Genomic DNA, 11,444 nt, shown 5'->3' with positions numbered 1-11,444 from the left:
ACCTCATCAATCATCCGCGGTAGGCGATGGCCACGTAGTTGACACCAGGATCTGCATCGAGGCAGAACGCAGCTACGTTCGTACTGCTGTCGTCCACCACCTGCATGTCAGGGCGAAGGTCAAGTTGCTTCGTGCCATCACTTGCAGCCGCAGTCGCTTGCACTGACTTGAGCCCTGCAACGGTGCCAGCGAGGGACTCCGTGAGTTTTGCGTCAGTCGCGGCGACGGTTCCCCTCTCGAGATCGTCGGCCCACTTCTTGAAGAAGTCGGCGATTACATAGTGCGCCTGCGGATTGGTCGCCATGGTGGTGATCATCTTGTTGGCAGTCTGCTCCACCCGTTGATACGCCTTACAGGCCGCCACGTCGCCCGCGCTAGCAGCGGGAGTAGTCGTGGTGGTGGTGGTGGTGCTCGCGGTGGTTGACGTTGAGGCCGCCCCCGTGGATTGGGAGGGCGTGGCCTGAGCACATCCCGTCAGGGCCAGAGATGCTAGGACGATCCCGATAACGCTCTTCATACAATCTCCCTTGTTGAGGCCGCCCCCGTGACGACCCGCTGATCTTGGTTGAGTCCGGCCGATAGGAAAAGTGCGGCACGCTCAGACGGGTGCAGATATCTCAACCGCACGTGCAGCACGTCCGGGCCCCCGCATGGACGACTACCCCTCCGGCGCCGCTGGTATCGCCCAGCGCCACCGCGTCATCGGCTGAGCCCGGCGCCGAGCGGCGGCGTCCTCGCTCGGGCTATCTCCGACTTCAGGTCGTTGGCATGGCGCTCGGGCTGCGCCCCGGGCAGCGGATCACCAGGTCATCGGCCACCCGGGTCCGTGCAAGGAGATGCCAACCGCAAGAATCGCCGGAGTAGTAGTACCGCGCGTCTTTCGGTTGGTATCGACTTGCACGGGCGCGTAGCCGCTTGACGAGCTAGCGCTAGAAGGGCTGGCGTGCGGTACAGGAGATGCAACTCTCGGTTCGTAAGGTGAACAACAAAAAAGGAACCTCGGCGGGAGGAGTTCTTTGTTGTTCACCTTGTGGCGCTGCAACCCTGGAGATGCAACATGGCCGGCAGAGGGCGCCTGGGCCGCCCTAGCGCACCCCTTCCAGCAACATTCCCCGGCGCAAATCCGGGCGGCGCGTCGCGACCGCTCCAAGCGCTGAGCCCGTACCGTTTCCCCCGTCAACGACGACCGATCAAGGGAGCATCCGATGGCGGGCAATTTCGAGCTGTACAAGGACGCGGCGGGTAAGTACCGGTTCCGCCTCAAAGCCAGCAACGGCCAGGTCATCGCGACCGGCGAGGCTTACGAGAGCAAGGCCAGCGCTCTGAAGGGGATCGAGTCGGTGCGCAAGAACGCGGGAGACGCCGCCTTGGAGGACCAGACCGCCTGAGAGACAGATGAATGAATCAGAGACGCGCCACACGCCCACCCCTCGACTTGCGCGGCTCTTCGAGGACTGCTCTACGGATATGTGACACCTGATCTGTGGCGCTGAAAGGCATCACAGGAAAGGCGCATCACAGCAGGATGCTCGCCCGCCCCGTATCTCCGAACGACTGACTAGAAGGTGCACCATGACATACCCGCCTCCACGGAACGCAAGGGCGGCACCCGTCTCCGCCAGCTCGCTTGGCCGTATGTCGCGGCACCTTCTCGTTGCGGCAACGGTCGCCTACGTCGCGCAGGTCATGACGACCTTCATCATTCTTCCCCTGCGCAACACCGGTGGCCTCTGGTTCTTCAACGACTACGGCCAGACCCAGGTGGTCGTTCTTTTCGCACCCCTCGTGGCGCTCTGCCTTGCCCTCCTTATCTCTCGTGTGCGGCAAGTGCTCACCGCTGTGGCCGTGGTGCTCATGGTGGGTGCCCTCATCCAGCAGGTGAGTGGGTCGTGGGGCGCCCCGTCCGGTGACTTCGCAGTCGTGACGGTCTTCGCCATAGGACTCGCCATCGCTGCCTTCGCTGTAAGTCTGACCCGGGCCGCCCCATTGCCACGCCGCCGCGTCGCCGAGGTCCCGAGCAACCTGGTCGGCGGTGCACACCCGCTGACGATCATCCGCACGACCGGCTCGGTCTTGCTCGCGGTGGCCGCTCTCTGGATCTTCTTCGGCCTAGCCCCAAAGAACGTAACCCTAGACGCGAGCGCACGAGTGGCCTCGGTGATGGCCGCCGACGCCTCCAACCAGAGCCGCGCCGAAGGGGCGCCGCAACAGGCAGTTGTGAACGGGTGGACCGCACGTGACCTTCTCGAGATCATCGCAACTCAACAGCAGCCTCAGCCTCGGGACGAGCGCCCGGCCGCGCTCCTGACACTCGCAGTCGTGGGCATCGCCCTCGGACTCCTCACCAGTCCCACACTGCGAGGCCCAGTGCGGACGTTTACACCCGTGCTGGGGGACGGGGACCCACCCAACTAACCTTCAAGACCTATTGATCGGTGGGCGCCGGGGCGACGAACGACACGAGCGCGTGGACAGCGTGGTCGTCCAGCTGAGTGCGGTTCCGGTCGTAGCGCATGGTCGTGCGTGGCTCGCTGTGGCGGGCCAGGTCCATGACCTTTCTGAGCGACGCGCCTGCCTCCAAGGCGTTGGTAATGGCGCTGTGCCGGAGGACGTGGGAGTTGAAAGGGAACTCGATGCCCGCCCGCCGCCCTATCGTGTGCACGATGGAGTTCAAGCCTGATCGGCCCAGCGGGAGGCCATCGAGGCGAAGCAAGATGGAACCGTCGGTACGGTCGCCCACAGCGGCATCGAGAGCACGCAGCACGGGTACTGGGAGCGGCATTTGGGCAGGCAAACCGGCCTTGCCGATGAACTCAAGGACCCGGTGCCCGCGAACCGTCTGCTGGTAGTCCCCGACCTCCAGGGAGCAGGCTTCGCTTGCGCGGAGGGCCATGCAGCCGAGCAGAAAGGCCGCGGCGTAGTAGCGGCCGCCCATGGCGGTTCCCGCCGCAAGGAACGCGGTCAGTTGGCTGCGGTCGAGCCCGAGTGTGTCACTGGGGCGGAAGTAGTAGCGGGGCCTTCGCGCGTGCACGGCGGGGTCTCGGTCGATGGCGCCTTCGTGGTACCCGAAGCGGTAGAACCCGCGGACCGGGCACAGGGCCGTGGCCACGCTCGAAGGGCGCATGCCCAGGTCGATGTGGAGATGGTGCACGTAGCGCTCGACATCTGCGCGGGTGACGGTCAGAGGCTCGTACGCCTGGAGGGCACACCAGTCGAGGTAGCGGTCGAGGTAGTACGTGTACAACTTCCGGGTGCCACCAACGTAGGGCATTAGGTACTCGTCGCGGATCACTTGAACATCTGGGTGGAGGGTCATCTACCCGATGAAACTCCGACAGGGCTGCCCGCCGCCAGTGGCGTCGCCGCTCGCGGTGGTGCACCAAGGACAGGCGGGTTCCGACCTAAGCCGTAGTAGGCCCGGGTGATCACCTGGCGGCCGTCAAGACCGTGCGAGCTCGATTCCCCGGATGACGTGCTCTAGCCGATTGGCGGCGATCTCGCTGTTGACGCGGCCGCGTTCAACGTCCGCCTCGACCTGGGACATGGTCGCCGCCAATCGGTCCGTGCGCGATCGCACAGCATCCACCTGTGCGGATCCCCAGCGCTGGCGAGCCTCGTCAGTGGCGCAGGCCCAGAACCACTGCCACGAGCTCCTGCGGGAATCCGAGGTGTATGTCATGCGCCCACAGTACGTAAGTAGAACGGAACCAGCCCGCGAGCCACGCCGCACTCGCCGAAACCATTCTCTTGCAATGGAATTCAAGGTAGAATGGAGAGCACGAGGCATTGGGATAACCACGTCCGAGGCTGGACTGGAGAAACCCCCTCGCAACAGTTTCACGAAGGGCCCGTCACATCCGTGGCGGGCCCTTTCGCATGCCCGAAGTCAGACCGGGCTCATCTGGAAGGAAGACCATGACCGCATCACCCATCAAGCTGCGCAGTCCCGCAGAGCTGCTCGCCGTCCTCCCCCACCTGCTCGGCTTCCAGCCCCAGCACTGCATCGTCGTCGTGGCCATCCGCGACAACAAGATCGGTCTCACCCAGCGGATGGACCTCCCCGACCACGAACGCGTCAAGGCGGTCGCTGACGCCCTCCTCGGGCACGTCCTCAGAGATAGCGCCAACGCCGCACTGCTCGTCGGCTACGAAGAGTCCGCTGGCGAGAGCCTGCCCCTCATCGAGACGGTCAGCGCACGGCTGAAGAGCAGTGACGTGTCGGTCCGTGACCGGCTCGTCGTCCACGACGGCCGGTGGCGCTCCCTCGATTGCAACCGCCCGTCCTGCTGCCCTCCAGACGGCAACCCAGTCCCAGCCCCGACCGAGGTCGCCTCAGCGGTCGCCGAGTTCATCGGCGTCGGGAGCTCGCCACTACCCGATCGGCAGTCACTCGCCGACCAGGTGAAGGCCGGCCCGGCCGCCCGCGATGTCGACGAGCTGTTGTGCCGCGGCCGGGAATCGAGCAGCACGTCGGCAGGCGGCGAGGCTCAGCACCAACTGGCCGAGGTCTGGGCGCGGGTCCTCGCCATCGGGTCGGCTCCGATCACCGCCGCGGACGCTGCGGTCGCGCTCCAGTCCCTGACCGACATCAGCACCAGAGACGGCATCACCTCGCTGCTCAGCCCCAACAACCTCGACCTCGAGACCCTGCCCGACGACACCCAGGCACTCGTGCGTCGCATCACCTCAGCTCGTGCAGTCGATCACGACGAGGACTCGACGACCGGCGCCATCAAGGCCCGGCTCATCGACCTCTGCCAGCACGCCACCGACCGGCACGCTGCCCCGGCCCTGACCGTTCTCGCCACCTACTCCTGGTGGCACGGCGACGGAGCCCTCGCCCGGGTCGCCATCGACCGAGCCCTGAGGTGCGAACCGGGCTACCGCCTCGCGCGGCTGCTGTCCCTGATGCTCGACGAGGGCATCCGACCCGAACCCTCCTGACACCTCACCACCCGAAGAACCAGGCCTGCCGCACCACGCGGCGGGCCTTCCTCATGCCCGGAGACAACCACACGACCGGGCCTCAACCAGAAGGAGATCCACCATGTCCACCGCACCCATCGACGGGCGGCTCTACGCCGTCCCGGCCCCACCACAACAGGAACAGTTCGCTCTCCTGCTCCGCCTCCGCAGAGCCGCGCGTGCGGCTTTCGACACCGTCCTCGCTCTGCCCCGCGGCGCGGCCGGTTGGGTCCTGCGCCGGGTCCAGGCTGTCATGTCCGCACTCGGCGGCAACCCGGTTCTGCAGCGCCTCGGCGCACGCCTCGCGAGCCTTGGCGACCTTCTCAGGTCCGCCGGGCCCGTCACCGCAGCGGCAGCTGTCTTCAGCATCCCAGCCGTCTGGCGGGCAACGGTCCGGCTCGGACGATTCCTCGGCTCGAAGATCGCATCAGGCGCGAGCGCCCTGTGGCAGCAGACCCGTTCGCTGCTCGGGAAGCTCGGCCCGACCGGCACCCGCATGGCCACCGGGCTCGAAAGTGCCGGCACGGTCGTCCGGCGAGTCTTCGTCGCGATCGTCACCCACCCGGTCACCCAGAGCGTCATGCGCGGCGTCGCCGCCGTCGCCGGCCTGGTCCGTCCGGTCAGCCAGACCGCCGTCCTGCACCGGCTCCTGAGCCGACTCGTCGGCGCTTCCTGGATGCGCTGGACTATCGAGATGCTCCTCCTGCCGCTGGTTCTCGCACCGAGCCTGCTGGGCGACCTCCTCGGCGAACTGCGCACCACCGCAACATCCTCGGGGGGTTCGTCGACACGGCCATCACCCCGAACGACGCGTTTCGTCACAGTCCCCCCAGCAACCGTGAATGAGGAGAGGGTCCACTCGGAAGCGCCAACCGAGTCGGAAGCCCGGACCGCGGTCGGTGAGCCCCAGAACCGGGCCGAGCGCCGCTCCGCACAGCGGGCCCAAGCCAAGGCCAAGCGCAACCGCATCCGGCACTGACCGACACCACCCTCGCAGGAGGCCCGCCCCACCCCGGCGGGCCTCCTGCCCTGTCCCACAGAGGAGAACCGATGCTCATCGTCTTGTCCGTGGCCGCCGCCGCGGCCCTCGTCGTCGTCGCCTACCGCAGGCTGCGCGAACAGGAACCCGAGACCGCGAGGGCCGGCCTGAGCGCCGTCCGCGACCTCGCCGACGTCGTCCCCGTCTGCGTCAAGGCCATCGAGGGCGTCGTCGAAGTGCTCTCACGTCCCGCACGTGTGGCCTCCCCCGCCAGCAACAGTTGGGCCGACGATCCCGACTACGACCTCGAGGACGAGCCGCTGTGAACGCCACTGTGCCAACTGTGGAGGTGTCCAGCGGGGTAGACCCCAACAAGACACCACAGGGCCTCCACGGGGCACGTCCAACTGCGGTCCCTTCCGCGGGTATGGGACACATCCGGGGAGGGGTCTAGAGATGCCGGGACAGGTTCTGGCCTACGTCCGAGTCTCGTCCGTCGACCAGAACCCAGACCGGCAGGTCGCCGCCATCCGCGACGCGCTCGGCCGCGAGCCGGACCGGTGGTTCACCGACCACGCCTCCGGCGCCAGCACCGATCGCCCAGCCCTGACCGCCACGCTGCAGCACGCCCGCGACGAGGACACGCTCGTCGTCCCCTCGATGGACCGCCTCGCGCGCAGCGTCGTGGACCTGGACCGACTCGTCACCCAGCTCACCGGCGAGGGCGTCACAGTGCGCTTCCTAAAGGAAGGCCTCATCTTCCAGCCGACGGCCAGGGCCGATCCGCTGGCGATCTTCCAACTGCAGGTCATGGGTGCGTTCGCCCAGCTCGAGCGGGCGCTGATCCGTGACCGCCAGCGCGAAGGCATCGAGGCAGCCAAGGCTCGGGGTGTCTACCGGGGCCGCCGACGCAGTCTCACGCCCGAGCAGGTGGACATCGCGACAGCGGAGATCGCGGCCGGCGTGCCGAAGGCTGTGGTCGCTCGACGGCTCGGTGTCGCGCGACAGACCCTCTACAGCGCCCTACAGCCTGGCTCAGTGTCGACGACAGGCGTGTGAGACCGCAGTTCCACTCCATCGCGCACCATCACGCAGCCTTGGCCCCTCTCGCACCCGTGGCGAGAGGGGCCCAGGCTGCCTTTTTGTGTGTCCTGAAACGCTGGCCCCGCAGGTCGGCAGGCGCGTCGGGTATAACAGTCAGAGAGTTCTCAGGCGCCGTCCGTCGCCTGGCATCGGCAGGATGTTGAGCTCTATAGGCACGCCGTGGCCCTACTCAGGGACCCAGCCGACGTCGTACTTCGCGGCGAGCCAGTCCTCCTCGGTCCGGTCCGAGGCACGGTCGAAGTCGTGCAGGATCCGGCGCCGTGCCCGGCCGCGCCCGGCCGTCTGAGGTCGGCGTATTACAGCAGGACCCCCACCAGTGAGTCCCGGCCGATCGCCGCCGCCGGGTCGGCGCCGTACTGCCTGACCGCGTCGTCCCAGTTCCGCGCCAGTTGGTGATCCGCCGGGCCCGCTGCCTGAGGGTCTGCAGCAGCACCCACGAGCATGCGCCGCGTGCGGTGGACACCAAGGTACTCGGTCCACGGGACTGGGACGGAGTGAAGGTTGCCGTCGCCGCCGCGCACCGAGACGTGGTCGACCCGGCTGAAGCCCTGGTAGCCGTAGGCGGTCACGTCGACCGCGTGCACCGACGGGTTGACCTGCACCGCCGACGTCTTGAGCACGTTGCGCGTCACCGATGCGGAGTGGTGGAAAGCTGCCTCCCCGAACGTGTTCGCCACGCGCTCGTGCTCCCACCAGGAGCTCGACGGGACGCCGGCGAGCGCCATCGGGATGGTGCGGCGCTCCCGGTAGAGCGGGATTGCCAGCAGTGGCGCGAGGCTGAAGTAGAGCGCCTTGAAGTAGTCCGCGTGGAACGAGAGGAAGCGGCGGCGGGCGTCCGCCACGTCGTACCTCCAGAACAGGCGCGGGTTGTCCTCGAGACCTGCGCGCAGCAGGTGCGCCGGCTCGAGGATGTTGAGCGACCCTCGCTTGGTGAAGCCAAAGTCGTCGCCGTAGCCGAACTGCCGGTCGTTGAGCAGGCTCACCATCTCCTGCTGCGCCAGCGGGGTGAACAGCAGGCGGAAGTCGATCTCGTTGGTGCGGTCGACCGCGTGGAAGAGCGCCTCAAACTCCCGGTTGGCCATCACAGTGAGCTGCCCTCGCCCGGTAACCAGGTCACGGCGCGCCAGGCGCTCGACCTTCTTCACCTTGCGGTCCTTGCGCCAGTCGGCGAACCTGCTCTCATTCCGTCCGGACAGCCACGTCGACGTCCGGCTGAAGGACAGTCCCGGCACGGACTCGTGGCCGTATACGAAGGCCACGTGCTCGTCATACTCGGGGAAAGGCTTGGTGACGCTTGCGGTCAGGGTCTCCGACCGCGACTGCGTGACCCACTGCCCCTCGCTGGTGCGGACCTGCTCGGTCCACTGGATGTGCAGCGAGCCGTTGTAGGCCCGCGATCCCATCCAGTGGCGCAAGAAGCGCACGGCCACGAACGGGTTGTCCCGGAACGAGCCGCTCTGCGCCACCGTCACCGAGGTGGCGTCGCCGAGCTGCGGGTCGAAGCCGTAGGCGGTCTGCAGGTCCGCCACCCGGGAGGCGGTGACGTAGGGGTCGAGCCTCATGTCAGGGAACGTCCGCTCGAGCAGGAGCCGTGCCACACCCCACGAGTGGAGTCGGTTCAACGGCTCCGTCTGCTTCCAGGCCATATCGCGCCGCGCGTCCCGCTCGCACTCGGCGTCGCCTAGCAGTGCGTTGACCCGCGCCAGGTCGGCTCGGACCTTGGTGGCCAGGACCGCCGACACCAGCACCGCGGGCACGAGCAGGAGAAGGGCGCGGTGCTGCACCGTCAGGGCGACAACCGTCGCGCCCAGGGCGAGCAGGGCGCCGATGACGAGGGCAGCGACACGGGCGTTCCGCGCGGACCGGTACGACGAGGCGGCGCGCTCCAGCTCGCGCAGCTCGCCGACCAGCCGAGCGTTCTCCAGCTCGTCGACGCCGGACAGGGAGACGAGGGTGTCGAAATAGTCGCTGGCGTGCGCTGCATGACGGGGCGCGAAGTGGTCGGCATACGCCGCCAGCGGGTGGCCGAGGTCAGACGCCGAAGAATCGGTCACGGGCGGCGGCCTTGGTCTCGAGCGAGGCGGTGAACGGGATGCGGGTCGTGTAGCCGCGGTTCGAGGCGACGATCACCTTGGTCGGCCAGGCGAAAATGTCCCGGTTCCAGGTGGCCACCGTGTCGTTGTAGAGCGTCCGCGCGGCCGTGACCTCCTTCTGGAGGTAGGCGTTCTGCCGCATCGCCTCCGCGATGTTCGCGTGGGAGCGCAGCTCCGGGTAAGCCTCGAAGGCGACGTTGATCCGACCGAAACCGGTGTCCAGCTGAGCGGCCTTGTCGTTCAGGTCCTGTGCCCCGGCGCCCGGCAGCCCCGCGCGATAGGCGGCGATGGAGGTCATCACCTGCTTGTCGAGCTCCACGCTGCGGGTCACCAGTTGGGCGAGGTTCTGCAGGATCTGCACGCGCTGCTCCAGGTAGTTGTCGATCTGGGATGCGTCGGCCTGGACCTTCTGCTCCAGCTGACGGAGGTAGACGCCCGCGTTCGTCTTCATCAGCTGGAAGACCAGTCCGGGCACGAGGCCCACGAGCATCGCCAGAGACACGACGGCCAGGTCAGCCTGCGCGGCGAGCGCCACGCACGCGGCTAGGACCACGCCTCCCACCCAGATGCCGGCCTCGAAGACCCTGGTCCCGGCGCCGATGGTGGCTGGGATCTGCTTGTCGATTACGTTGACGTCCCGGCCGTCGTGGCGCGTGGGTCCGGTGACCTCGTCGAGCTCGTTGACCATCGTTCTCCCCTGTGTCGGACCTACCCGCGCCCGGCACGGCCACCCGACGGTCGAAGCTAATGGTGGTGGACCGCGGGCAGCGATGTGCGGCTTTTGGACAAATTTGTGGCTCGACGGAGACCCGTCCTGATCGGCTAGGAGTGGATGTCCGACCCACGCAGCATGCGGGCAGACGGGTTCATCGTGTCGAGTTGCTCCATCTGACCGCTGCCGACCACGACTGACCGGATCTGCCCCTGTTGGTGAACTTGGTTCACGCCGGGGAAGTTGGCCTCCGGCCGGGGCCGCTTCGGTGTCTGGTCGATGGAGCCCACCGCCGCGGCGGACAGCAGGACACCCGTGAACCCGATCGCGAGCATGTCCAGCGTCTGCTTGGCTTTGACCTTCCACCACACCCGTTGACCGGGCACGGTCGGGTAGGTGCCGGCGGGCGTCCCTGATTACGAGGCCTTTGATGCCACAGCTGACATCGTCAAGAACAGCTCGCAGGCCTCGACGCACTGAAGAATGCGGGCATGGAGGCGATCGACTGGGGCGATGTGTGGCGCGATGTCGCGACGCGCATGTCGGCCCACCGGCAGGCCGGCCGAGCTCACCTGCTAACCGAGGACGCCGTCCGCATGGAGACCGTGCTCGCCCTCGGCGAACACGGAGTAGAGCCTGCGCGCCTTGCAGCCGAGGTCTCGGCGCCGGCGCTCGCCGGCGGCAAGCTTGACCTGGCCGTCGACCCGCCGGGAGGGACCGTCATTGAGCTGAAGTGCCCCCCGGGACAGCCGCACGGGGATTTCGCCAGACACCATGACCTTCGGCGAACTGCTGCGCGACTTCCTCCGGGTCGCCAGCGTGCCAGCGACTGACCGATGGGTGGTGCAGCTGCTCAACCCAAGGCTGGTGCGCTACCTGGACGGTGCAGCTCACCGGCACGCGCTGCACTGGCCGACGGCTGCGGACGACGTGCTCACGCTGACGCCGGAGGTGCTGAGCACCCTGCCGTCCACTGCCACCCGTGCGATTGGCACCATCGCCACCTCAACCGCTGTTTCCGCGACCTGCACCCAGGTGGCCGCCGTCGACGAAGGGCTCACGCTCTACGGGTACAGAGTGGCCTACGACGGCTACGACGAGCCACCCTGAACTACCTCAGGTGCCAGACCCCTATCTTCGCGTCCGACGTCCAAGTTGGACCGCCGAGATCGCGCAGTTTGGTGAGCGTCTTGCACTCGATCTGGCGTATGCGCTCCCGCGTCACGCCGTGGGCCTCGGCGATCTCGTCGAGGGTCTTCGGCTGACCGTCGGTCAGGCCGAAGCGCATCGACACGACGCCGGCCTCGCGCTCGGCCAGGGTGTCGAGGGCCGCGGGCAGCTGCTCCCGCAGGAGCGCGAACAGCATCGCATCGGCCGTGGGGACGGCTTCGGAGTCCTCAATCAGGTCACCGAACTCGTCGAGTAGGGCTTCCAGCGAAATCGGCTGCCGACCCCACCCCCTGGCCTCGACGACCTTCTCCGGGGTCATGTCGAGCTCCTTGGCGAGCTCCTCCGGGGTGGGCTCACGGCCCAGGTCCTGGAGCATCTGGCGCTGCACGCGGGCGAGCTTGTTGATGACCTCGACCATGTG

14 protein-coding genes are annotated in these 11,444 nt (G+C 67.4%); 7 read left to right on the top strand and 7 right to left on the bottom strand.

Features of this window, described 5'->3' with window-relative positions:
- Positions 1-10: 10 nt before the first annotated feature.
- A complete protein-coding gene (locus ABD831_RS21060; RefSeq protein WP_344951666.1) occupies positions 11-337 on the bottom strand; it encodes a hypothetical protein in 327 nt (108 codons plus the stop codon).
- An 868-nt stretch (positions 338-1,205) separates the two neighbouring features.
- Between ABD831_RS21060 and ABD831_RS21055 the strand changes: the two genes are divergently transcribed.
- Entirely contained in the window at positions 1,206-1,388 is a 183-nt protein-coding gene (locus ABD831_RS21055; RefSeq protein ID WP_344951663.1) for a YegP family protein, read from the top strand.
- 298 nt (positions 1,389-1,686) lie between these two features.
- Positions 1,687-2,415, top strand: coding sequence for a hypothetical protein (locus tag ABD831_RS21050; protein ID WP_344951660.1), 729 nt, complete (start codon positions 1,687-1,689; stop codon positions 2,413-2,415).
- Between the two features lie 10 nt (positions 2,416-2,425).
- Here the strand turns inward: ABD831_RS21050 and ABD831_RS21045 are convergent, their stop codons facing one another.
- Positions 2,426-3,316 (bottom strand): tyrosine-type recombinase/integrase, encoded by an 891-nt coding sequence (locus tag ABD831_RS21045; RefSeq protein WP_344951657.1) that lies wholly within the window; start codon positions 3,314-3,316, stop codon positions 2,426-2,428.
- 599 nt (positions 3,317-3,915) lie between these two features.
- On the opposite strand from ABD831_RS21045, the gene ABD831_RS21040 reads away from it, so the two are divergent.
- The 4 genes from ABD831_RS21040 to ABD831_RS21025 all read left to right on the top strand — a co-directional run bounded on the left by ABD831_RS21040 (position 3,916) and on the right by ABD831_RS21025 (position 7,003).
- Positions 3,916-4,944, top strand: coding sequence for a DUF4192 domain-containing protein (locus ABD831_RS21040; RefSeq protein ID WP_344951654.1), 1,029 nt, complete (start codon positions 3,916-3,918; stop codon positions 4,942-4,944).
- Between the two features lie 103 nt (positions 4,945-5,047).
- A complete protein-coding gene (locus ABD831_RS21035) occupies positions 5,048-5,944 on the top strand; it encodes a hypothetical protein (protein WP_344951651.1) in 897 nt (298 codons plus the stop codon).
- Between the two features lie 71 nt (positions 5,945-6,015).
- Positions 6,016-6,270 (top strand): hypothetical protein, encoded by a 255-nt coding sequence (locus tag ABD831_RS21030; RefSeq protein WP_344951648.1) that lies wholly within the window; start codon positions 6,016-6,018, stop codon positions 6,268-6,270.
- 130 nt (positions 6,271-6,400) lie between these two features.
- On the top strand, positions 6,401-7,003 hold the full coding sequence (locus tag ABD831_RS21025) for a recombinase family protein (protein ID WP_344951645.1): 603 nt from the start codon (positions 6,401-6,403) through the stop codon (positions 7,001-7,003).
- 341 nt (positions 7,004-7,344) lie between these two features.
- Here ABD831_RS21025 and ABD831_RS21020 read toward each other — a convergent pair whose 3' ends face one another.
- From ABD831_RS21020 to ABD831_RS21005, 4 genes are all read right to left on the bottom strand, one after another.
- Complete coding sequence (locus ABD831_RS21020; RefSeq protein ID WP_344951642.1) at positions 7,345-9,102, bottom strand: MAG1210 family protein; 1,758 nt, start codon at positions 9,100-9,102, stop codon at positions 7,345-7,347.
- Positions 9,080-9,829: a LemA family protein gene (locus ABD831_RS21015; protein ID WP_344951639.1), complete on the bottom strand. Its 750-nt coding sequence runs from the start codon at positions 9,827-9,829 to the stop codon at positions 9,080-9,082. The genes ABD831_RS21020 and ABD831_RS21015 overlap by 23 nt, the downstream gene beginning before the upstream one ends.
- 134 nt (positions 9,830-9,963) lie before the next feature.
- Positions 9,964-10,224: a hypothetical protein gene (locus ABD831_RS21010; protein ID WP_344951636.1), complete on the bottom strand. Its 261-nt coding sequence runs from the start codon at positions 10,222-10,224 to the stop codon at positions 9,964-9,966.
- Positions 10,225-10,428: 204 nt separating this feature from the next.
- A complete protein-coding gene (locus ABD831_RS21005; RefSeq protein ID WP_344951633.1) occupies positions 10,429-10,629 on the bottom strand; it encodes a hypothetical protein in 201 nt (66 codons plus the stop codon).
- Here ABD831_RS21005 and ABD831_RS21000 point away from each other — a divergent pair.
- A complete protein-coding gene (locus ABD831_RS21000) occupies positions 10,628-10,963 on the top strand; it encodes a hypothetical protein (RefSeq protein WP_344951630.1) in 336 nt (111 codons plus the stop codon). The two genes, ABD831_RS21005 and ABD831_RS21000, sit on opposite strands and share 2 nt — an antisense overlap.
- Position 10,964: 1 nt before the next feature.
- On the opposite strand, the gene ABD831_RS20995 is transcribed toward ABD831_RS21000, so the two are convergent.
- The coding region (locus ABD831_RS20995) for a sigma-70 domain-containing protein (protein WP_344951627.1) at positions 10,965-11,444 on the bottom strand (480 nt) is incomplete at its 5' end.

This window comes from Terrabacter ginsenosidimutans (genome assembly GCF_039539425.1).
Lineage (GTDB): Bacteria > Actinomycetota > Actinomycetes > Actinomycetales > Dermatophilaceae > Terrabacter > Terrabacter ginsenosidimutans.
Note: the sequence above shows the minus strand (reverse complement) of the source record. Positions and strands in the feature narration are given on the sequence as shown.